22 protein-coding genes and 1 riboswitch are annotated in these 22,994 nt (G+C 42.9%); of the genes, 8 read left to right on the top strand and 14 right to left on the bottom strand.

The annotated features are described in order from the left end of the window. Positions 1–14 precede the first annotated feature (14 nt). The 6 genes from ID165_RS26260 to ID165_RS26235 form a co-directional block, all read right to left on the bottom strand. Positions 15–1,127 carry a Fic family protein gene (locus tag ID165_RS26260; RefSeq protein ID WP_192348332.1) on the bottom strand — a complete coding sequence of 371 codons (1,113 nt, stop codon included), beginning with the start codon at positions 1,125–1,127 and terminating at the stop codon, positions 15–17. A gap of 239 nt (positions 1,128–1,366) precedes the next feature. Next, entirely contained in the window at positions 1,367–2,062 is a 696-nt protein-coding gene (locus ID165_RS26255; RefSeq protein WP_192348331.1) for an ABC transporter ATP-binding protein, read from the bottom strand. Continuing rightward, on the bottom strand, positions 2,059–3,552 hold the full coding sequence (locus ID165_RS26250; RefSeq protein ID WP_192348330.1) for a DUF5687 family protein: 1,494 nt from the start codon (positions 3,550–3,552) through the stop codon (positions 2,059–2,061). The genes ID165_RS26255 and ID165_RS26250 overlap by 4 nt, the downstream gene beginning before the upstream one ends. Positions 3,553–3,739: 187 nt before the next feature. Continuing rightward, positions 3,740–4,711: an ABC transporter ATP-binding protein gene (locus ID165_RS26245; protein WP_192348329.1), complete on the bottom strand. Its 972-nt coding sequence runs from the start codon at positions 4,709–4,711 to the stop codon at positions 3,740–3,742. A gap of 3 nt (positions 4,712–4,714) precedes the next feature. Then, entirely contained in the window at positions 4,715–5,746 is a 1,032-nt protein-coding gene (locus ID165_RS26240; protein WP_192348328.1) for an iron ABC transporter permease, read from the bottom strand. After that, a complete protein-coding gene (locus ID165_RS26235; protein WP_225586909.1) occupies positions 5,733–6,893 on the bottom strand; it encodes an ABC transporter substrate-binding protein in 1,161 nt (386 codons plus the stop codon). The genes ID165_RS26240 and ID165_RS26235 overlap by 14 nt, the downstream gene beginning before the upstream one ends. Before the next feature lie 99 nt (positions 6,894–6,992). Beyond that, a riboswitch (cobalamin riboswitch) is annotated at positions 6,993–7,195 on the top strand. A gap of 115 nt (positions 7,196–7,310) precedes the next feature. On the opposite strand from ID165_RS26235, the gene ID165_RS26230 reads away from it, so the two are divergent. From ID165_RS26230 to ID165_RS26220, 3 genes are all read left to right on the top strand, one after another. Further along, the gene (locus ID165_RS26230) at positions 7,311–9,170 is read left to right on the top strand and encodes a TonB-dependent receptor (RefSeq protein WP_192348327.1); all 1,860 of its coding nucleotides are present in this window, start codon (positions 7,311–7,313) and stop codon (positions 9,168–9,170) included. Between the two features lie 131 nt (positions 9,171–9,301). After that, entirely contained in the window at positions 9,302–10,351 is a 1,050-nt protein-coding gene (locus ID165_RS26225) for a YncE family protein (RefSeq protein WP_192348326.1), read from the top strand. 485 nt (positions 10,352–10,836) lie between these two features. Next, positions 10,837–12,621, top strand: coding sequence for a carbohydrate-binding domain-containing protein (locus ID165_RS26220; protein ID WP_192348325.1), 1,785 nt, complete (start codon positions 10,837–10,839; stop codon positions 12,619–12,621). Positions 12,622–12,698: 77 nt separating this feature from the next. Here ID165_RS26220 and ID165_RS26215 read toward each other — a convergent pair whose 3' ends face one another. The 3 genes from ID165_RS26215 to ID165_RS26205 are packed head-to-tail and all read right to left on the bottom strand — an operon-like array spanning position 12,699 to position 14,842. Further along, complete coding sequence (locus tag ID165_RS26215) at positions 12,699–13,439, bottom strand: DUF4163 domain-containing protein (protein WP_192348324.1); 741 nt, start codon at positions 13,437–13,439, stop codon at positions 12,699–12,701. A gap of 3 nt (positions 13,440–13,442) precedes the next feature. Continuing rightward, a complete protein-coding gene (gene meaB, locus ID165_RS26210; protein WP_192348323.1) occupies positions 13,443–14,438 on the bottom strand; it encodes a methylmalonyl Co-A mutase-associated GTPase MeaB in 996 nt (331 codons plus the stop codon). Beyond that, the gene (locus ID165_RS26205) at positions 14,435–14,842 is read right to left on the bottom strand and encodes a hypothetical protein (RefSeq protein ID WP_192348322.1); all 408 of its coding nucleotides are present in this window, start codon (positions 14,840–14,842) and stop codon (positions 14,435–14,437) included. The genes meaB and ID165_RS26205 overlap by 4 nt, the downstream gene beginning before the upstream one ends. Before the next feature lie 52 nt (positions 14,843–14,894). Here ID165_RS26205 and ID165_RS26200 point away from each other — a divergent pair, with 52 nt between their 5' ends. Genes ID165_RS26200 through ID165_RS26190 form a run of 3 tightly spaced genes read left to right on the top strand, consistent with a single transcriptional unit; the run spans position 14,895 to position 16,524 of the window. Continuing rightward, on the top strand, positions 14,895–15,431 hold the full coding sequence (locus tag ID165_RS26200; RefSeq protein ID WP_192348321.1) for a CopD family protein: 537 nt from the start codon (positions 14,895–14,897) through the stop codon (positions 15,429–15,431). 5 nt (positions 15,432–15,436) lie between these two features. After that, complete coding sequence (locus tag ID165_RS26195; protein ID WP_192348320.1) at positions 15,437–16,087, top strand: SCO family protein; 651 nt, start codon at positions 15,437–15,439, stop codon at positions 16,085–16,087. Next, entirely contained in the window at positions 16,084–16,524 is a 441-nt protein-coding gene (locus tag ID165_RS26190) for a cytochrome c (RefSeq protein WP_192348319.1), read from the top strand. The genes ID165_RS26195 and ID165_RS26190 overlap by 4 nt, the downstream gene beginning before the upstream one ends. Here ID165_RS26190 and ID165_RS26185 read toward each other — a convergent pair whose 3' ends face one another. Continuing rightward, complete coding sequence (locus ID165_RS26185; RefSeq protein WP_192348318.1) at positions 16,525–16,944, bottom strand: hypothetical protein; 420 nt, start codon at positions 16,942–16,944, stop codon at positions 16,525–16,527. 218 nt (positions 16,945–17,162) lie between these two features. On the opposite strand from ID165_RS26185, the gene ID165_RS26180 reads away from it, so the two are divergent. Continuing rightward, positions 17,163–17,984 (top strand): aminotransferase class IV, encoded by an 822-nt coding sequence (locus ID165_RS26180; protein ID WP_192348317.1) that lies wholly within the window; start codon positions 17,163–17,165, stop codon positions 17,982–17,984. 40 nt (positions 17,985–18,024) lie between these two features. Here the strand turns inward: ID165_RS26180 and ID165_RS26175 are convergent, their stop codons facing one another. The 4 genes from ID165_RS26175 to ID165_RS26160 form a co-directional block, all read right to left on the bottom strand. Continuing rightward, a complete protein-coding gene (locus ID165_RS26175) occupies positions 18,025–18,426 on the bottom strand; it encodes a hypothetical protein (protein WP_370539769.1) in 402 nt (133 codons plus the stop codon). 66 nt (positions 18,427–18,492) lie between these two features. Continuing rightward, positions 18,493–19,758, bottom strand: coding sequence for an ABC transporter permease (locus tag ID165_RS26170; RefSeq protein ID WP_192348315.1), 1,266 nt, complete (start codon positions 19,756–19,758; stop codon positions 18,493–18,495). Continuing rightward, complete coding sequence (locus ID165_RS26165) at positions 19,755–20,387, bottom strand: ABC transporter ATP-binding protein (RefSeq protein ID WP_192348314.1); 633 nt, start codon at positions 20,385–20,387, stop codon at positions 19,755–19,757. Before ID165_RS26165 ends, ID165_RS26170 begins: the two co-directional genes overlap by 4 nt. A gap of 2 nt (positions 20,388–20,389) precedes the next feature. Next, entirely contained in the window at positions 20,390–21,565 is a 1,176-nt protein-coding gene (locus ID165_RS26160; protein WP_192348313.1) for an ATP-binding protein, read from the bottom strand. Positions 21,566–21,850: 285 nt separating this feature from the next. Here ID165_RS26160 and sucD point away from each other — a divergent pair, with 285 nt between their 5' ends. Beyond that, positions 21,851–22,732 carry a succinate--CoA ligase subunit alpha gene (gene sucD / locus ID165_RS26155; protein ID WP_192348312.1) on the top strand — a complete coding sequence of 294 codons (882 nt, stop codon included), beginning with the start codon at positions 21,851–21,853 and terminating at the stop codon, positions 22,730–22,732. Positions 22,733–22,994: the final 262 nt, after the last annotated feature.

Below are 22,994 nucleotides of genomic sequence, written 5' to 3'. Positions count from 1 at the left end.
GAGGGACTTTTTTTTCAATCTCCCAAAATGCTGACAAGCTCTTCATTCACGTAATACACTTCTTTGCCGTCTTTTTTAGGGAAAAGAATTTTTGCCTCAACCAACTCAGAGAAATACTTCGTCAACGTTGTTCTTGAACTCACTCCCATCAATTCCCCTAGCGTTTTGGGTTTAAGATACGGCTGGGAAAAAACCAGTTCATTGACCTCTTTCGAATACCATTTGATTTTTGATTTCCCATACTCAAGTGTGGCATTCATTTGGACAATAATTTGACGGATCAAATCCTCCGTGAGAATAGAAGTCTTCTCCACCGCTTCCAGCATAAATAAGATCCAAGTCTTCCAGTCAGCCCGTTGTGTAACTCCACCTAGATGGTAATAATAGTCTTCCTTGTAGGTGATGATATATTTTGACAGATACAGCACGGGAAGATCAAGTAGTTTTTTATTGACCAAATAGAGCTGATTCAATATTCTGCCCGTTCGGCCATTTCCATCTGCAAATGGGTGAATCGCTTCGAATTGATAGTGGGAAATGCACATTTTCAGCAGCGGATCAGTCGGGAAATCATCGTCATTCCCGAGATATTCCGTCCAGTTATCCATCAAGTCCTGAAGCAGCTTCTCTCCCCTGGGTGGAGTGTAAACTGTCTCACCCGACCGAAACTCACTATTCCCCCGCTTGATAATCGTCTGCGTGGCAGGAGATCTAAAACCTGCATTCGTATTTTTCACTTCTCTGAATACTCCCAAGATCACATCTTGATTAATGCTAGACTTATCTTTCATGGTTGCATATCCTTCCCAGAGTGCTTCTCTATACCGCAGCACTTCCTTTGTCGCCGAATCCGCTCTTTCCTCTTGAATCAAGTCTGAAACTGCTTTGTACAATTCATCTTCTGTAGTGAAAATATTCTCAATAGCAGTAGAGCTCTTGGCCTCCTGAAGGGCGATGGTATTTACCAGCATCGTTGGATTTGGCAAGCGAAGTACGCTGGCATTCACAGAAGCCAGTGCTCTTGATGAAGTAACCAGTTTTTTTAGAATCGTAATATCTTCTTCCACTTCCCTGGATAGAGGAAGTAAAGGCAAGTCATTAAAGGGAATATTTCGATCGTAAGGCATAGAACACGTTCTTTATCGTGTCCAAATTTACCGATTATATGAACATGAAAAAATAAACGTGTTCATATTTCACATAAATCTGGACACATACTGATTATGCGTCCATTTGCTGAAAATATATCGACTATATGTCCAGATTCTACCAAATTATGAACACGTATACAAAACCTGTCCAGAAAAACTCACCTGTTCTACAACATATTCATTTTTTGATATAAAGTGAACATGTTATCAACGAATCAGCCTGTAAAATAAGCATCCAGCTCGGTCAGCATCGCGGATTTATCTCTCAGGTCATTGATGATCTTGCCTTTTTCAAGTAAGACAATACGATTACAAATATCCGTCACATGGTTCAAATCATGGCTGGATATCAAGAAGGTAACCTGAGAATTCTCCTTTTCCTGAAGGATCAGCTTCTTCAACCGGATCTGAGAGCTGGGATCCAAGTTCTCAAATGGCTCATCTAGAAACACTACCTCAGGATTTCCCATCAGGGCAGCCGCGATCCCCACTTTCTTCAAATTACCTTTCGATAGATCACGGATATATTTCTTCTTCCCCACGATCTCATCATTGAACAGCTCTGTAAACTTGCTCAGATGAAGCTGCAAATCTGCTTCGGATAGGCCATATATTTTACGAAGCGTCTGGAAATATTCATCGGCGGTCAGGTAAGACAATAGCATATGCTCGTCCAAGTATGCTCCAGTGGTGGACTTCCAGTCTTCTGATTTACTTACGTCCTTAGAATCAATCTCTACCCTTCCTTGCGAGGCTCTTACAAGATCGAGCATAATTCTAAACAAAGTCGTCTTGCCAGCGCCATTGTTTCCAACCAATCCAAAGCACTCAGATTTGGGAATGGTCAGATTGGCCACATCGAGGACTACGGCTTCCTTGTATTGTTTTTTGAGATCAGTAACTTGGATCATAACTCTTGACGGAATGAAGATGAAATTTCGTATCGGTTTTTCAATACCCGATTTACATTAATAGTTGAAAGCTTGTTGAAGAATAAGATTCCCACCACGCCTATGGTTCCCAGAGCCAGCAGTCCCACATAGGAATTGAAAAGCAGGGCAAAAGGAACGTATATCACATAGGGAGCAACCATCATCGGGATAATCATCAAAAACTGGGCTGCTCCCACCCCTTCGTAATTGAACATTGCCCCCTTATTCAGATCCATTGGTTTTGGCTTCCAAATAGCCAGATAGATAATCAAATGAATCAGAATACCCGCATTGAACAGGAAGGTGGCCAAGTGGATCAATAAGAATTTCCACCCAAAATAAACATAAGGAATAGACAGCAAAAAGCATAACAGGGAGATGGATAGCAGCAGCAAGTATTTCCCTTTTACCAGATTTTTTACACCATCTTTTCGATTAAGGAAAAAATCAAAATAACCAGAATTCCAGCTTAAGAACAGCTGTCCATACTGGATCATGAATATTCCTGTAATAAAAATCCCCACAAAAATAAAGATGAAACTAAACCCGCCATCTCCAGTATTATTATACTGAGGATTATCGTAGAAAATCATCCCATACAATAAGAAAAAGGCACTCAGCATCAAGAAACTTCTGCTCTTTTTGTGCCGTATGATCAGCTTCCACTCCAGATTGGCAAGCTCTCCAGCCATTCCAAATCTCGAAAAGAATCCAACCGATTGATTGACAAACCGAGCCTCCTCTTCCTTCGCCAAATCCTCCAGATAAGCATTGTTCAGATAATAAGAGAAAGCGAGATAATACCCCACTAAGCAAACGATCAGCATCGCAGCCAAGGGAAGAAAACTACTCATGGCAAATGTGAAAAACGGAGCTACCAGTTCTCCCAGATTGAACCAGCCCATATAAGTCGACCCACCGCCCAACAGAAGGACGATAAATACAATCACTACACCGATCAGGCTGTCCTCAAAACGCTGTTTGAACCAAAGCATAAACCAATGCAAAGACCAACTGATCAACACTACCGTTCCCAACCAGGTCACCGCCCCCGAAACGCTGTACTCAGCAGCTATTTCGGTAAATGCAAAAGGAGTAAAAAGCACCAAAGCAATGACGCTTAGCATAGAAAAGAACGATCTTCCCAGCAGCATATGCATGATTTTTTTCTTCGAAATGGGAAGATGCAACAGACTTTCCAACTCAATGACAGGAAGTTGCTGTAGAAAATATCTATACATAAACTCCACCAAAAAGAAGAAAATCAAACCCGAATTCAGCACCTGAATAGGGTCTTGGCCTTCGGCAAGTTCTGCCAAAATTCTACTAAGGAAAATCCCTGCCATCAACAGGTATCCCAAAAGCATAACTGCCAGAAAACCGAGAAAAATAGCTACCATCAGGCTTTTGGCAAATGCCGTAGATCGGAAGCTTTTTAGGAGTTCCAGACGGATCAGTTCAACTAGCATACGATTTCAAAGTAATTAAAAGTCTAAATTTCAACCCAAAATATAAAAAAAACCTTCAGAAAATACCGTATTGGGGCTTACTAAATCTGTTTTCTAGAAATCTTCTGCTTTTTTTGGAACCATCTCAAGATTTTTAAACTGTGAATCTCTGCAAAAATCTCCGTGCCCCCGTTGCTAAAAAAGAAGGTTAGTCATGCATCAAAAAGTCCAAAAACCCTTCTACACTATGGAATTTTTTGCCCATGTATTTGAGGTAAAAAGGATCGCTTTTCACTTCAACAGCTTCTGCCAACTCCTTGAAACCAGCCTTTTCAAGTGCTTTTGAAACCCAAGTCACCAATTCTTTTGGGCCAAAAATCTCAAATTTCAACTCTTCCCCTTTCGATTCAATTCTCCCTTTTGCCACACTAAACCGAAAATTCTCTCCGGGCAATAACTGATTGATTTGCCCGGAAATCACCAAATCCTCCGGTAAACCTGAAATCAGTGGTGTGCCACAATTGAGTAACCAAAATCTATCGGCTGTTTCCAGTGCAATCTCCAAATCATGTGTCACCACCAGAATTGACTTTCCCTGACTCTTGGAAATATCCCTTAGCAAGTGCATGATTTCATAGCGATTCACCAAATCCAGATGAGCGGTGGGTTCATCCAATACCATCACCTTTCCATCTTGTGCCAGCGCCCTGGCGATCAATGCTTTTTGCCGCTGACCATCGCTTATTTCGGAAAGTCTCTCATCACGCAGGTAATCTATTTTCGTAGCCTCAAGTGCGTTTTCAACTACTTTTCGATCACCGTCAGTCAGCTTTCCCGTCCAATTTGTATGAGGAATCCGCCCCATCGCCACCAATTGACCCACTGTCATATTACCGGGTAGAAAAGGTTCAGTCAGTACCACTGAAAGCCCTTTGGCCAAGACTTCCTTAGCGTAGGACAAAACAGGTTTTCCATTCAGCAACACTTCCCCTTTGAATGGCTGCAACTGTCCCAAAACAGCTTTTACCAAAGTTGATTTCCCTACCCCGTTCGGCCCAAGCAAGCAGGTCATTTCACCTGCCAAAAGCTCAAAATTCAATCCACTCAAAATCTCTTTCTGAACTTTCCCTTTGGTATATCCTAGACTGAGATTTTTACCTATGATTGATGTCTGCTTCATAGCCTAAAATTCTTTGCTGAAATTTTTTCGAAGCACCAAACTAATCACTATCGGGGCTCCGACCAGTGATGTCACTGCATTGATAGGCAGCGTCTGAGCCGATCCAGGCATCTGACCCATAGCATCGCACAAGAGTAACAAACTTGCTCCAATCAGCCCTGAAGCAGGAAAAAGAATCCGGTGATCTGAAGTCTTACAAACCATCCTTGCCAAGTGTGGTACTGCAATCCCTATAAATGCAATTGGTCCGCAAAAGGCCGTAATACTTCCGGCAAGTAAGCCTGTGCTGAGAATCATCAACCAACGTAGACGATCAGGGTTGATCCCCATACTTTTCGCATAGCTTTCACCCAGAAGCATTCCATTGTACGATTTGACCGAAGCAATCACGGGAATAATCCCTATAAACATCACCAGTCCCAACGCCCAGACCTGATTCCAAACCAAGCCACCCAGACTACCCATCGACCACATGGTAAAAAGCTTCAATGCTTCCGCTCCCGAAAAATAGGAAAGAACAGAAATAATCGCAGATACAGTAGATCCAAACATCAAACCGACAATCAGAAGAGTCATGCTATCTTTGACCTTCCATGCTGCGAAACTCACGGTGAGTAATACCAAACTTGCCCCTAATGAGCCTGCAATCGCAATTGCCCAAGGATTGATAGCTCCGCCAAAAGTGGACAATCCAAAGGCCGATCCGGCCAACATCAATATCGCCACGCCAAGCCCAGCTCCTGAACTAATTCCCAACACATAAGGGCCTGCAAGTGGGTTTCTGAAAAAAGTCTGCATCTGAAGACCACTGATGCTGAGTCCTATCCCTGCAAAAATTGCGACTAAAGCTTTGGGAATTCTATAGTTCAGAATAATCTGCTCGCGCGATGCCTTTGTCCATTCACCGGTAAAAACCCCAGAAAGAATTTCACTTGGAGAAATAGACACCGACCCCAAGCTGACATTAAGCAGAAAGCTCATAAGCAACAAAATCAGCGTGGCAGAAAGAAGAATAAGTGGACTACTTTTTTGCATCGAGTTGTTTATAAAAATACAACTGATAATCTGAAAGTAATTCAGGATGAAGGATTTTGATCAGATCTTTGAGGATCAGATCCGGCCGCATGTATCCCAGCTCAAAATATTCCAGTCCACCCGCTCTCCCCCGCTTCTGCGTATAAGAAAACACATTTCCTGACTGATAAGCTCTAAAAGCTTTGTAGCGTGGCTCCGACTCACCCATAGCCTGCAAATCAGGAAAATCAGCAGAACCTATCCAGAAATCAGCTTCCAGTGCATTTTCAAGGACAAACTCATAATTCAACTGTGCGCTTCCTGTTCCTTTCTGATCTGAAAAAATATAATTCCCCCCCGCATTTTCGAGGATATTCGCTCCCCAGCTCTCGCTCCCCGGAGCATACCAAACATCCTCATAAAGCACGCCGCTAAGGACAGAAGGGCGAAGCGAATCAATAATCAAATCACTCAATTTCTCAGCTTCCAAATAGTCTTTTTCAACCTTATCAAAAGCCACTACAGCTTCCTCATATTTCCCCAACAGTACACCCGTAAACTTGATCCACTCAGCTCTCCCAAGCGGATGCTGCTCCACATATTCTCCATTGATCACGGCGGGAATCTTGGCTTGCTCCAGCAAATCCAAGTACTTCAGATCATCACCCTGAGTAGAAATCATAATCCAATCAGGATCCAAATCAATTACCATTTCTGTATTTGCCGAAGGCCCCGCCCCCAAGTCCTCCACTCGTCCGGCATCAATTTGTTCCCATGTTTTCTCCGAAGAAATCAATTCCAAATTCGGAAACCCAATCAATTTTTCTGTCACATTCAGTATATCCAGATGTGGAATGTGGGTGGTCGATGTAAGGATTATTTTTCCCACCGGGAGTTGAATGACTGCGTCGAAATCACCTTCAGGTTTTTCGGTATTTTCTTCCAAAACCAAGTAGGTAAATACCCTGTCAGTACCAGCCCATGCCTGAGTCACTTCCAACTCCCAAAGACCATTCCCACGTGAAATTGTAAATCCTGAAGCATAGCTCAAGTCTATTTTTCCCGGTTTGCCCTCATACGTTGCATTCTTCTCATTACATCCTGATAAAGAAAACATTACAAACAACAAAAAAGAGGCGAATAAGGCACTAAACAAGACGTTTTTCACAGGATTTCTTGATGATTTTGAAATCCAAAATAAGCCCGGGATTTTGCCACTTCCAAAATTTGTCTCTAAAGAGATTTTTTTTCTAAGCTTCAACCATCTACTTTTGCAGCCGAAATTGGTTCCCAATCTCGTATAAGAGCTCTTGGGATTAAAAGGGAATTTGGTGTAATACCAAAGCTGTCCCCGCAACTGTAAGCCGAGCGGAATTTTCCGCAAATTTGTCAAAACAGCCATTGTCCTGAAGACGAGAAGGCGACAAATCCAGGCAAGCCAGGAGACCTGCCCATTTCTGTTGATTCTGTGCTTTCGGAGGAAAAGCGACGAAGAAAGTACCTGAATCGGCAGTAAGCCGATTCCGATCCCTTCTTCCCATTTCTCTACAAGCCCGAATCGAATTTACTACTAATTCGATCAGGCATGACTTTGCTTTTGTGGGTTTACACATTTGTCGGCTTTAGCCCGATCAGTCAGGATACGATTCCCTTGGCTGAGGTGGAAGTCTATGCACCGGCTTTGGATAAATTTGCCCAAGGACAGAAAGTAATCAATTGGACAAAAAATGAATTGGTGGCTTACCAAGGCCGCTCACTGGGTGATATCCTTCAAGAGCGATCCCCGGTTTTTGTACGGCAATATGGTGCGGGAATGATAGCCTCCCCTTCCTTTCGCGGCACTTCAGCAGGCCATACGGCAGTATTCTGGAATGGACTGCCGATCAACAGCCCCTCTCTCGGACAAAGCGACCTGTCCATTTTACCTATTTCCTCCATCGATCAGGTAAGTGTACAGTTTGGAAATGCCGGAGCACTTTTTGGAAATGAAGCCATAGGTGGAAGTATTCACCTAGGCACTGGCTCTGAATTTGGAAAAGGGCTTCAAGCAGGAATTTCACAGCAAATCGGCAGCTTTGGTCTACTCAAAACCAGTGGATTTGCAGGTTTCTCATCGGAAAATTTCAGCAGCAAGACAAAAATCTATCGAGAATTTTCAAAGAATAATTTCCCCTACAAAGACCTAGGTCAATTCGGCACCCCGGAAGTGAAAGAAGACCATGCTCAAGTAGAGCAGATTGGAATTGTTCAGGATCTGGCATGGAATCTTAGCAGGACTCACCAGCTCAAAACCGCTTTCTGGTGGAATAAAACAAATAGGGAAGTCCAGCCGGTAATGGGTTCGCAAACCAAGGACAGGCAGGAAGATCAGGCCTTCAGGGCGGTCATAGATTTCTTTCATTTTGAGGAGAAGTCGATATGGAATCTGAAAACAGGGATTGTCCGAAACGAGCAGCTCTTCAATGCCAGCCAAAACAACAGCACACAATACTTTCTTGGGGGAGACTGGGATCAAGAGGTTTCCGGCAAATGGTCCTCAAGACTAGGTGCGAGATACACGCTGACAAAAGGAGATTTGAGCACCTATCAAGCGGATGATAAACGTATCGAATTATATCAAAGCACGAAATTCTCCGCTACGGACAAGCTATCTTTTGCCTTAAACCTCCGTCAGTTGGTTTATTCCGGCACTTTCGCGCCTTTCACTCCAAATCTGGGGGCTGAGTGGAGCTTTTGGAATGCAGGTTCCCAAACCTTACAGTTGAAAACATCCCTGGGAAAAGGCTTCAAAGTCCCCACGCTGAATGACAGATTTTGGAATCCCGGCGGAAACCCCGACCTGCTTCCTGAAGAAAGTCTTAGCGGTGAAATTGGCTTGACTTGGAGCAATAATGGAAAACTCAACTGGAATCAAGGATTGACCTATTACAAAATGTCCGTGGACAATTGGATCATTTGGCTACCTAAAGGAAGTTTCTGGACTCCTGAAAATATCAAAAAAGTCAGCAGCCAAGGATTGGAATATCAAGGTAATTTGGCAGGCAATTTTCTCTCTTGGGAATGGGAATTGACGACTTCATACACCTACTCCAAAGCGATAACGACCAAAGGTCAAAACGAAAATGATCAGTCCGTAGGAAAGCAGCTTCCTTACTCACCGCAACACCAAGCCAATGGTAAAGTTCAGGTAAAGAAATCGGGATTCACCACCTCCATTGGAACCTATTTCGTGGGCGAAAGATCCGTCACTGCTGACAATCCCCGCATGATGTCCTCATTTCAGCTCTTCAATTTCGGGATGGGCTATGACAGACTTGAGCTTGGAAAAGTTCACTTCCCCGTAAGTTTTCAAATCAACAATCTACTCAATACCGACTATCAAGTACTCTATCTAAGAGCAATGCCGGGAAGATCTTATCAATTCAACTTATCTATATTATTATGAAATCGAGCTTGCCTGAGGCCAGACAGGCATATAGTAAGCTACATACGGAGGTATAATTATCGTAATGCAGGCTCAGTACCGTTTCCTTTGTCGCGGGACAGGCTATAACCTAAAAACTAAATTACAAACATATGAAATTAAAACAACTACTCTGGGCGTCCGCCTTGCTTTCAGTCTCTTTTGGCTGCTCTGACAGCGGCGAAGAAAAACCTTTAGGCAAGTATGACAATGGCATTCTGATCATGAACGAAGGCAGTTTCGGAACCAATGACGGTGAAGTATTTCACCTGAATCCAAACACGGAAGAACTTCTTCCCAATATTTTCGAAGCAGAGAATTCCCGTCCTTTTGCCGGTTTGATCGAGGATATGATACTTGAAGGGGACAGGTTGTATTTGGTCGCCAACACAGGTAAAGTAGAAATTGTAAATCCCGGTGATTTCAAAAGCCGTGGAGCGGTGGCAGCAGAATTGGATCAACCACGATCTCTGGCTGTAAATGGAAGCAAACTTTTCATCAGTGACTATGGGCCTTATGATGACAACTATGGCACCCCGGATTCTTATATTGCTGTAGTGAACGGGCTTGATGGTGGGGTAGTTTCAAAGAAAATTGCTGTTTCTAATAAACCTGAAGCTCTTTACTCTCACGGAAACTATATTTTAGTGACTGGTTCTGAAGAAAATAAAATTGAAATCATTGACGCAACTCAGGAGGCGGTAATTACCACCATCGATCTGGATGCCTCTCCAAAGCAGTTCTATGCGGAAGACGGCATACTTTGGATTTATGCCACAACAAGTGAAGAGGTCATATTCTACACTTTAAATCTTAGCAGCCTTACTTTAGGAAATACTTATTCTATTCCCGTTGCTAACGCCACTAAAAGCATTGCTTTCGATGGCGATGATGAAATGTACATTTTGACTAGTTCGGGATACCCAGCTTACAATGATGCTGTATATTCAATTGACATCCAAGGAAACACTGCTACGGCTATGGAACTGATGACTGGCTCGGGATTCTACGGAATTGGTTATGATGATAACTTAGATCAAATCTATGTTGCCAACTCCAATGCCTTCCAAGGAAATGGAACTGTAACCGTTCTTTCCGAAACAGGGGCTGTGATCAGAAGTTTTGAAGTAGGAAGGGGACCGTCAGGATTCTTATTTTACTGAAATTGAGAAATTACAAGATTATAAAATTGAACAATTAGCGGCTAGTAAAAATAAAGTTTAGCTTTCCGCTTGCCTTGTAATTGAAAAAGCCGCTAAGAAATCGTTCTTAGCGGCTTTTTCAATTAGATTTTTAAAAATATAAACCCACAAAAAGACGGGAAATTGAACGCATATGAATTCAAGTGGAATCCTGATGCTAAATTCTCAATTCCATCTGCATTCAGAGAAACCTATAATGCAGACTATAAATTAGTACATAGGGAAAACTTTAGGGAATTTATCCGTTAACGCTAAATCTACCCGCTCTTTCAGCAGCATTACTTTCTCTAATTATTTGACGACCCCAACCTTATTTTTTCCATTCGTCGCAGAAATCACCATGTACATCGCATACTTCATTCCGGGTTGAATCATCCCTTTGATATTCACCGTTGTTTTTCAGCAAAGAAGCAACAAGGTAAGGAACACGCAACATCAACTAACTCATGAATTTCAGAAAACTAATCTACCTCATAGCCATAATGCTTTCGACAGTGATGATGGCTTGCCAAAGCGAAGATGACGTAGCCATTGGGATGGATGACTCGGATTCCTCAGAAGCTCCGGTTAACTCCTACTATTTTGCGGCAACAATCGCCGAAGTCATGGAGGCCAACGAGTCTGACCATGAAGAAACCGGTGATGATAATTATGATGCCGCTTCCGCCACAATCATCCAATTTAGCGGCAATTCTATAGAAATAACCGGAGAAGGAGTCATGGTCTCAGGAACCGTCGCCACGATTAACTCAGCAGGGACATATTTAGTAAGTGGCATGTTGGATGAAGGCCAACTTGCAGTGAAAACCGAAGATGAGGGAGCTGTAAAAATAGTGCTTAACAATGCCCACATAAATAATGCTCGCAGTGCCCCTTTTTATGCGGTCAATGCAGAAAAAGTTATAATTTTCCTTCCAGATGGCACAGAAAACACATTCACAGATGCAGAAGAATACATCTACGAAAATGAAGACGATGACGAGCCTAATGCAGCTTTTTTCAGTGACACTGATCTTTCATTCTATGGATCGGGAAAAATCACGATAAACTCAAACTATAATGATGGCATTACAAGTAAAGATGGCTTGATTATAGGCGGGGGAAATTTCACTGTAAACAGTACCGATGACGGAATTCGGGGAAAAGATTATCTGGTGATTAGTGATGGAAATTTCAAGATCAATTCAGTCGGTGATGCCTTTAAGTCTGATGATGATGACGAAGAGAGGGGATATATTCTGATTTCCGGAGGGACTTTTGACATAACCACCACCGAAGGAGATGGCTTTACAGCAGAGTCTGACTTGATGATTTCCAATGGCACTTTTACAATTCTCACAGCCGGAGGAAGTAGCAACTACACTGGTGATGCTTCCACCAAAGGCTTGAAAGCGGGAGTTAACAATCTTCTCGAAGGAGGCATTTTCCAAATCAATTCTGCTGATGATGCTATTCATTCCAATGGAAGTATTGCCATACAAGCAGGAACATTTACAATCGCTACAGGCGATGACGGAATTCACGCAGATGAAGAACTTACTATCAACGGAGGCCAAATAACTATTTCAGAATCATATGAAGGCTTAGAAGCAAACCTAATCACTGTCAATGATGGTACAATTCACCTAGTGTCCAGCGACGACGGAGTCAATGCCGCTGGAGGAAATGACAGCTCAGGCACCAGACCGGGGCAAGGCCCCCCCTTTCAATCCAGCATTGATAGTTACATCTACTTTCAAGGTGGCGATATAGTAGTCGAGGCTGGAGGCGATGGCATAGACGCAAACGGCTCCATTTCAATGACAGCAGGTACGGTTCTCGTACATGGCCCGACTTCCGGAGCAAATGGCCCACTCGACTATGATGGGAATTTCCAAATTTCCGGAGGCTTGCTTATCGCTGCCGGCACATCAAATATGGCCCAGGCGCCAAGTTCATCTTCTGAGCAAAACGCAATTTTAGTGTTCCTAAATCAACAAACTGCAAATACAGTATTCGCAGTACTGGATGAAAATAACAATCCAATACTCGCTTTCGCACCAAGCATATCCTATTCTTCCGTGACTTTTTCTTCACCGGACTTGATGGACGGCGGATCTTATGAAATCTATGTGGGAGGCACAGCCAGCGGAACCGAAAAAGACGGTCTTTATTCAGATGTAGCCTATTCTGGGGGCACGAAGTTAAACTCCTTCATTGTGTCTAGCACTATTACTACGCTAAACAGATAATAATGTAAAAGGGTTTATTATTAGAAAACCAGGGCTTTCCTTCACCCTGGCTTTTTCGTTTTTATTAAATTCAAAACTCACAAATCACGAACTATACCTTTGACTTCTTCGAAACTAAACTCCAACTCTGTATAGCCCAATACATACGGGCCTATTTCATATGGAATATAAGTCAGTATGAATTTGCCCTCTTCGTACCCCATAGCATTAGGTAGAAAAAAACCCGTTTCCGGCAAGAAAAAACGACCATCATTCTTGAGCTCTACTCCTTCTTCCACTTCATGATATTTTCGAAATGCTGCTTCTGCCAACTGCAGCATTTTTCCTTTATCCAAGATCACCTGATCCACACCAAGAGACTCGCCGGTTAGCTTCTCAAAATTCATGTAGTAAACGCTGGAATTGGGATGGGCGCCGCCCGAAAAGTTGTATTCTGAAAACTTGAAACTAAGTATATTATCGGATTCGTAAGTCAATTTCACCTCAAGCTCTACCTTCCATTCTCCTGGTGCCCCGGGAAAGTCAATTTTAAATTTCTCATACGAATCCAAGAAATCATTTGCCGCAGAGTCAAGGTTGTCAAACTTCTTGTCCTGATGAAAATAAACCAATAGTTGATTTTCTATCTTTTTATTCAGTATGGAATCAGCAGAAATATTTTCGACTACCGGCCAACTCGCTTCAACCTTGGCACAATCACTGTCCACACATCGTTCGGACGAAAAAGTCTTTGTACTCAACGATAGCTTTCCTTCCCTTGTCTCTGACTTGCTACAGGCAAAACAAAGTACTACCGCTATAACTACTATATATTTCATTCTTTATTTTTTGGTGGATTGGGAAAAAGCATCAATCAAATCCCTAGCCAAAGACAGGGGACTGAGTTCACCATTTTCAACCCGTTTACGATTTTGATTAAGCATTTCTTGCACTTTCCCGTGCTCCAAAAACAATATCCCAAACAAGAACTGCAGGTTTTCATCCAGCCAATTCAATCGCTGTGAAGCTCGATTCTCATCCCAAAAGCCCGAGTCTTTCATTTTCGCGACATAGGATTGGATCGTTTTCCAAACTTCATCTAGACCATCTCCCGTTATGGAGGAAGCTGTCAGCACGGGTGTTGACCAATTATTATTTCCCTGTGGAAAAAGGTGGAGGGCATTTTCATAAGCTGATTTTGCCTTCTTGGCAGTTGCCCGATTAGCTCCGTCAGCCTTATGGATCACTACACCATCCGCCATTTCCATTATGCCTTTTTTGATCCCCTGAAGCTCATCTCCCGCTCCAGCCAGCATAAGCAAAAGAAAGAAGTCCACCATCCCTTTTACGGAAGTTTCCGATTGCCCCACTCCCACTGTTTCGATCAGAATCACCTCAAAACCTGCAGCTTCACAAAGCAACATAGCCTCCCTGGTCTTAGCACTTACACCTCCCAGAGTTGCTCCGGTAGGACTGGGTCGAATAAAAGCCCGCTTGTCACCTGCTAATTTCTCCATTCGGGTTTTGTCTCCAAGAATACTGCCTTTACTTTTTTGACTGGAGGGATCCACCGCCAAAACAGCCACAGATTTCCCTTCGTCTATCAGCATTTTGCCAAAAGCCTCTATAAAGCTACTTTTTCCAACTCCAGGAACTCCTGTGATCCCTATTCTAATAGACTTGCCTGTAAGTGGCAAGATCTCTTGTACCAAATCAGAAGCCAATGCCACATCACTTTCCAGCATACTTTCAGCAAGCGTAATGGCCTGGCTCAGTTTAGTCCTATTGCCTGAAAGAACCCCTTCTTTATATTCCTGTAGCGTAAGACGTTTTCTCATTTCGGATATCCGTCAGTAAAACTCACTTCACCCATTGGGCTTTTCCGGTAGGTGGCGATCACATAAGGCTGTCTTGCTTTGGCAAAATAGGGATCGGTAGGAGATAAGCTGATCTCCTGATCCATCTCATCCGAGAAAAAGAAAACCATTGTCTTTCCGTATTTGGTATGCGGCATAGCATCTCCGTATTCCCGCATCCATTCTTTGGAATTATCCAAAGCTTTTACCGCATATACCCGTACTACCGGACCGGTATTGTTTTCATTTCTATAGTTTGACAATTCTTCATATTTCCCCTCAAATCGCTCGATTCCCGGTTGAGACAGCGAATCCATTGAGATATAAATTACAAGTCCCGCCACAACTACGGCGATAATCCGGAAAATGATCTTAGAGCTTTTCAAAAACTAGTGTGGTTATAAAGTTTAGACCTTAATTTAGCCGAAAATTCCGAGAATGACTTTCGAGTACATCAAAGCACTTCACATCATTTTTGTAGTAACCTGGTTTGCAGGACTATTTTATATCGTCCGGTTATTCATCTACCAGACCGAGGCTATGGAGCGACCGGAGGCTGAGCGGAAAATCCTCAAACCCCAACTGGATATGATGGCATCACGTCTTTGGTATATCATCACATGGCCATCTGCAGTGCTCACCTTAATTTTCGGTACATTAGTATTGAGCCAGCGGATGGGTTATCTGGAAATGGGTTTTATGCATGCCAAATTGGGATTTGTAATCTTGCTCTACTGCTATCATGGCTGGTGTCACAAACTCTTCAAAGAACTTCAAACAGGGCGAACTCGGTGGACTTCCACACAGTTGAGAATATGGAACGAAGCCTCCACCTTATTACTATTTGCTATTGTATTTCTGATCGTTCTGAAAAATACCTTGAGCATGGTGTGGGGTTTGGTTGGACTGATTGCGCTTGGTGTGACCCTGATGCTTGCCATCAGGTTGTATAAAAAATTTAGAAATAAATCTTAATCATTATGAACAGGATATTATCTATTCTTGGTCTAGCTCTGATACCATTCTTATTCTCAGGATGCTTTTCATCAGGAGAAAAAAACACACCGCTTCCAAAACTTGGAAATTGGCATATAGATGAAAAAACAGTAGACGGGAAGGTAATTCAAGATACCGTTTACCACCAAATTGCTGACTTCTCCTTTACTAATCAAGATGGTGAAACAATAACCAAGACTTCGGTGGAAGGAAAGGTGTATGTAGCAGATTTCTTTTTCACGACCTGCCCGACCATATGCCCTATTATGAAGAAGGAAATGCTTCGGGTTTACGAAGAATATGCAGACAATCCGGACTTCAAAATCCTGAGTCACTCCATTGATCCAACGCATGACACCCAGGAAGTGTTGAAAGATTATGCTTACAAATTGGGCATTGAGGATGCTGAAACCTGGAACTTCCTGACAGGTGATGCTGAGAAAATTTATGAAATAGGGCAGACCAGTTACATGACCACCGCACAGGAAGATCAGGCTGCAGCAGGAGGATTTCTTCACAGTGGCGCTTTTGTATTAGTCGATCAAAATGGTCATATCCGTGGTGTCTACGATGGTACTAAAACAGATCAAGTAGATCAGCTCATCTCTGATATACCAAAGTTATTGGGCAAATGAAAAAGTACCTGATGATCCTTCTATTAGCGGCTGCATGCAGCCCAAAGAGCTCTACGGAGGAGAATACCCTCGCTCAAATAGAAGACCCCGAGGTGATGAAATATGCTGTGGAAGGCAAAACTATCTACGAAAATCACTGTGGAAACTGTCACCAAAACGATGGACTGGGACTTGGAAAATTGATTCCGCCTTTGCGGGATTCGGATTATTTTCAAGAAAGTGTACACCGTGCCGTTTGGATCATGAAACATGGGCAGGAAGGGGAAATTTTGGTTAACGGTCAGATTTACAACCAACCCATGCCGGCGAGCCCACAACTGACTTCTTTGGAAATCTCCCAAATCAGTACCTACCTCTACAATATCTGGGGAATGAAAGAAGGGAAAATCACTTCAAAGCAGGTGGAAAAATATCTGCAGCAAAAACCGGAGTTCTGATTATTTAAGCAGCTTATCCGCTTTGGCGATAGCTTCTTTCACATCTTTATTCACTTTAGTGATCATATCCATTTGCCCATCAAGGTAGGTTTTGAGTTCTTCATCGCTCAATTCACCGTCCTCAGTCTCATACTGGTGCATCCAGTCAAACATCCCTTCATAAGCAAGGTTAAGGTCGTAGGCAAGTGCTTTATGCTCCTCAATTGATGCCGAATCTACCGGGTCTTGATTTTCCAATTCTTCTACCTTTTCCAACGCTTTACGCTGTAGGGATTTTAGCTGGCCCATTTTAGGCATCACTTCGTCATGTACAGCTATCACATCGGATCTTAGCTGTGCATTCTCATCAGTGCCACCCGGGCCACAGGCTGTTACGAATAAAACGGAAACAGAAATTAAAAACAGAAATAGGCGCTTCATGCTAACTCAATTTATTCAATGCAAAGTTACTGTTTTATCTAGATATAATAGGATCAAGTAAGATGATACACAAAGGTGATTTATTCAGGCAGAGCTGTTAATTTTAAACAACAAAAACACCAACACTATGAAATCGAGCATGTCGAGAGCGACACACACTGGGATGATTATAAGCCATGCGAGATTCCATATGACCATTGAAAATCAATTATAAACATATGAAACCATTTTGCTTTGCCGACGGGCAAATTATTTCTACCGAAAAAGCCAGCATTCACCCGATGGATTTGGGACTGATAAGAGGATATGGGATTTTCGATTTTTTCCGAACAGTAAATTTCAAACCGCTTTTTCTGGATAATTACTTGGATCGTTTTTTTGCCTCGGCAGAGAAAACATTTCTTCCACTGGACTATTCCCGAGCTGAGTTGAAAGCAGTAATCCAGGATTTGATAGAGAAAAACCATCTCAAAGAAGGTGGTATCCGAATGGTTTTGAGTGGAGGTATTTCATCCAACCACTTTTCGCCTGCCAAGGGAAAGCTGTTCATCTTCGCTGAATCACTGATTTTCCCTGCCCAAGAGAAGTATGAAAAGGGGATAAAACTACTCTCTCTGGAATACGTAAGACCGATTGCAGATATCAAGACAACGAATTATGCACTCTCCGTATGGGATAGCATGCGCTGGAAAGATGCCGGTGCAGAAGACGTGTTGTACCATATGAATGGCATCATCAGTGAGAGCTCGCGAAGTAATTTTTTCATCGTAAAAGATGGAATAATCAGCACTCCTGATGCTCATGTACTGATGGGAATTACCCGTAAGCATATAATAGAATTGGCAGGAGACGTACAAATCAGACCTGTCAGCTTACAGGAAGCCCTAAATGCAGATGAGGCATTCATCACAAGTACCACAAAAGTACTTCTTCCCGTAACTCAAATCGATGAACGCGAAATAGGCAATGGAAAGCCCGGACAGATCTCACTTGATCTTCTGGATAAATTCCGTGCAATGGAAAAAGAAATCTGTTACTAAATAGGGAATTACTCCGGTGAATTGGGAGGAAAGAAACCTCCTAATTCACCAACGTTCCGTTTGTCAAAATATACATCAGTTTCTCAGGATCCTTACTATTCAGCGTAAGTGTTCCTCTCACACGAACCCTATTTGAAGTATATTTGATAGGTGAAGCCATATCCACCTCCATCACGGTCTCAGGGCCTCCAGAGCCACAGAAGAAACATTCCGCCAAAGGTAAACTAGACAATATAATGTGATCCGGTTTGAACATACCCTCGAAAGGAATGATATACCCATCTGCCTCCACTACCTTGCCTTCCAGCTTGGTGATGTTTTCAGAGAATACCGGGACATAAAGCTCTCCATATTCATCTTCAGAAATTTTATAGGTAACCTCCGAAAGGTTTTTCCAGACATTGGTACTTTGCGCCAAAACTGACATTTGTGCCAAAATCATTACCAGAACTGCCAAAAGACCTATTTTTAATTTTCTCATATATTCGGGTTTTAAATCAGCCACTAGTTAAGCCTTTGTCAACTGCTTTGCAATACTTGTTTGATAAGCAGCAAGAGCAGGGATAATAGATGACAAAACTCCCACCGCTAACGCATACACTACTATCCAAAGTTCTTCCTTCAAGAAAATCCACGGCTGCAGACTGCTCACCACGCCCTGCTCACTCTGGGAAATAATCAACGACAGAAAGCCGTGACCAAGCAAAATACCCAGTGCTGCGCCCATGAAAGTCAGCATAATTCCTTCAAGAAAGATCAACAATACTAGCTGGACTCTAGATGCTCCGATAGCACGAAGAATTGCCAGATCATACTTTCTTTCTTTGAGTGAAGTATACAGTGCAATAAAAATCCCAAGTCCTGAAATCCCGATGATCACCACGGCAAGTCCTTGCAATAGCGTGATCCCCACTCCAAGCAGTTCGAATAGTCTGGCCATCTCAAAAGAAGGAGAGGCCGCTTGCATAGATGTACCTGAATTAATCAGGCGGGGAAGCTGAATCGCCGCCATCGGATTCCTGTATTGTATCAAAAGTGTGGTTAATTCTCTAGCCTGATCAGAGGCAGGAAATCCTTTCGCAGCAACTGATTCCTGAAAGCCAATGCCAGAATGCTCTGAGTGATCCTCAGTAGCATCCGCATGCTCTTCGGGTTCTTCATCATCGTGCGTGAACCAAATGGATTCCACACTTGTCAGAATTAAGCGGTCCAGTACATTTCCCGCGGGCTCTAACACCCCTACCACTTTGAATTTATTTTCATCGTGCTCATGGCTGCCTTCGCTTATCCCATGGCTTCCCACGAATTCATCTCCTTTCTTATAACCTATCTTTTTTGCGACCTCCGCTCCCAGCACCACTTCAAATGGTTTTTCCCAAAGCTTTCCATCTTGCAGTTGGGCATCATAAAGTGCCGGATAGTCATGATTTGTCCCTACAATCCGAAAACCTTGGTAGTTATCACCCAAAGCCATAGGAATGATATTCTTCACTAATCGGTTTCCGGAAAGCTTCTGCGCTTCTTCCATGGAGATATTCCCTGTGGGAAAATCAATATGGTAAACACCTGCCAGAATCAATTGCAAAGGGCTTCCTTTTGCACCGACTACCAGATCAATCCCCGCAGCATCCCGATTCATTTTCTTCTCAAACTGATCTTGCATAAGTACCAGAACCGTGATGATGGCCAATCCAAGGGCAAGCAACAACACATTTAGCCCTGTAGAAAGTGGTCTAAATGTTAAATATTTCCAACTTAGCTTAACTAAATTCATGGTGTTCTAACTTCTACAAAATTGGAAACATGTGCCTTGACACGCTGATCATGGGTAACTATGATTAATGCTGCACCGATTTTTACCGCCTGAGTTTTCAAAAGCGTAATGACTTTCTCCGTATTTTCATCATCCAAGCTGGAAGTAGGCTCATCTGCCATAATTAATTTTGGGCCATTGACCAATGCCCTCGCAATGGACACACGCTGTGCCTCTCCTTCACTTAGAGTCAGTACAGAAGATTTTGCCTTTTCTCCCAAACCCAATTCTTTCAATAACTGATCAATATTCTGTCCCTTTTTCTTTCCTAGAAAATGAGCCATTTGAAGATTCTCTTTGACATTCAAGGCTGCAAGAAGATGGGGCTTTTGGAAAACTATCCCAATCTCTTTTCCGCGAAACAAATCCAATGCTTGCCCTTTCATGGAAGTAATACGCTTTCCTGCCAGCTTCACCTCACCTGCCTCAGGCTTAAGCAGTCCTGCCAGCAAATTCAACAGTGTGGTTTTTCCTGATCCTGACTTTCCAAGTACAAGCAAACTCTCGCCAGGCTCCAACACGATATCCGGAAAAATCAACGCCTGGTGGCCGGGATGACTGTATTTTAAATTTCTTGATTCAAAGAGCATAGTCAGTTTACCGGAATCACCAACCTGAAGGTGGTGCCTTTTTTAGAATTGCTTTCAAAACTAATATCGCCTCTCAGTACATCAACACATTTTTTGACTATGGAAAGTCCCAAGCCGGATCCATCTACGGCTCCTACATTTTTTGCTCTGAAAAAACGGTCAAAAAGCTGGTTTTGTTCTGACTCCGGAATTCCTATTCCAAAGTCTTTAATTGTTCCTATCAGTTTATTGTCAGCATATTCCAATTTGAAAATTACCTCCTGTCCTTCCTTTGAGTACTTAATACTGTTTGAAAGCAAGTTTTCGAAAACCTGGTACAGCAACTCGCTATCCGAAGTAATTACCTTGGGAAGATTCACCATTTCAGATTTGATCTTCACGCCGTTTTCTATACCTGCATTTACTGTATCAAGCACCTCTTTGACAAATGCTCCCAAAAACATCTTTTTAGGCCTGAACTCAATTTTATTCGCATCTGCCTTACCGAAAAACAGCACACTCGTAAGCAGGTTATTAAGAGCTCTCACCGAATGTTCGATTTTGGAGGCATGCTTTGTGATCTTCTGCCTCATGGGATGATCCTTTTCGGAATAGATCTGAAGCAATTGAGCTGAGCTCAAAATGGACGTGAGAGGAGTTTTAAAGCCATGAGAAACATTCAAAACGATTCTGGATTTCAATTCATTGATTTCCCGCTCTTTTTCCAATGCCTTGGTGAGTTCTCTATTGGCATTGTAAAGCTCCTCGGTACGCTGCTTTACTTTTTCCTCCAACTCATTATTAAGCTTTTGGAGTTCTTTTTCTTTACGGTCTTTGTAGATAGCCAATTCGATCACCATGTTCAATTCACGAATGTTGAAAGGCTTAATCACATAAGCACTTGGATTGGTTCCCACCACTTTATTAAGCGTCTCTGCATCAGAGCTTGCACTTAGGTACACTACAGGGACACCGTATGTCTCATTAATGATTTCGGTGGTTTTAATCCCATCAAGTTCACCTGACAAGTTGATATCCATCATCACTATATCAGCATGATTCTCAGATAAAATATCCAGTGCTTTTTCTCCTGAATCCGCTATTCCAAGAATTTCGTGCCTATTCTTCTCCAAGGCTCGCTGCAGCAGTAGCGCTGACACAGGATCATCTTCAACGATGAGGATTTTAAGGCTGAACATAGATCAAATGTAAGTTACAAATCAAAATTTAGTCGAAAATATAAAAAATATAGATCTCCCAAGTTTAAATCAACTCATTTGCTTCTTATACACGCATCTTATCCGCACTTAATTCATCAGTACTGTCCTTCAAGACGTTGCTACATCTTCCCCATTTCATTCACCATCCATCCCGGGAATCCTGACTTTCTCAAAGATTCACCGAATTCCCGGCATATTGTTCTTCTTTTCTTTTGTGGGCGGTGGGTTTATTATATTTTTGTGCCAAACTATAGAAATCGCATCATGAGTGTACTAGTAAATAAAAATTCCAAGGTAATCGTACAAGGGTTCACCGGGTCTGAGGGTTCTTTTCACGCACAGCAAATGATCGAATACGGTACCAACGTAGTCGGCGGTGTAACTCCAGGTAAAGGAGGCTCGACTCATTTGGAAAAGCCTGTTTTCAATTCTGTAGAAGAAGCTGTTCAAAAAACCGGTGCAGATACCTCCATCATTTTCGTTCCACCGGCATTTGCTGCTGATGCGATCATGGAAGCAGCTGATGCAGGTATCAAAGTCATCATCGCTATCACAGAGGGTATTCCTGTAGCGGATATGATGAGAGCCAAACCATATATTATAGAAAGAGGAGCTACGCTAATCGGCCCCAACTGCCCAGGCGTAATCACTCCGGGAGAAGCGAAAGTAGGCATCATGCCAGGCTTCGTATTCAAATCAGGAAGAATCGGCATCGTATCCAAATCAGGAACACTGACATACGAAGCTGCTGATCAGGTAGCCAAAGCAGGTCTTGGGGTATCTACTGCTATCGGTATCGGTGGTGACCCGATCATCGGAACCTCTACCAAGCAAGCTGTACAGTTGCTAATGGAAGATCCTGAAACTGACGCGATCGTGATGATCGGTGAGATCGGAGGAAACTACGAGGCTGAAGCTGCGAAGTGGATCAAAGAAAACGGCAACAAAAAACCTGTAGTAGGTTTCATCGCCGGCCAGACTGCTCCTGCCGGACGTCGAATGGGCCATGCAGGTGCGATCATCGGTGGAGCAGACGATACCGCAGCTGCCAAGATGAGAATTATGAGAGAAAACGGAATCCACGTAGTAGATTCTCCGGCTGAGATCGGAGCTACCATGGCACAGGCTTTGGGTGTGAATGCATAATATTTGTTGGGTGCCTGCCCGCCGTGGCGGGTCGGGTGACCGATGTCCGATGCCTGAAAGCCGCTTCGATTAAGTTCGGGGCGGTTTTTTGTTTTTTAGAAGCTAGATGTAAGACATAAGTAGCAAGATTCCTTACCTGCTAATTATTGTTTCAAAGCCTTGATTGCTATTTGCCCATCCTGAAAAACGATTCCGGTCGATAAGAAACTCCTTCCCTTCAGTTCTATCTTGTGTTTATAAGACCCACCTTTTTTGAGCTGAA

The sequence above is a fragment of the Algoriphagus sp. Y33 genome (genome assembly GCF_014838715.1).
In the GTDB taxonomy this organism is placed as follows: domain Bacteria; phylum Bacteroidota; class Bacteroidia; order Cytophagales; family Cyclobacteriaceae; genus Algoriphagus.
The sequence above is the reverse complement of the archived record's forward strand: the minus strand, read 5'-3'. Positions and strand labels throughout refer to the sequence as shown.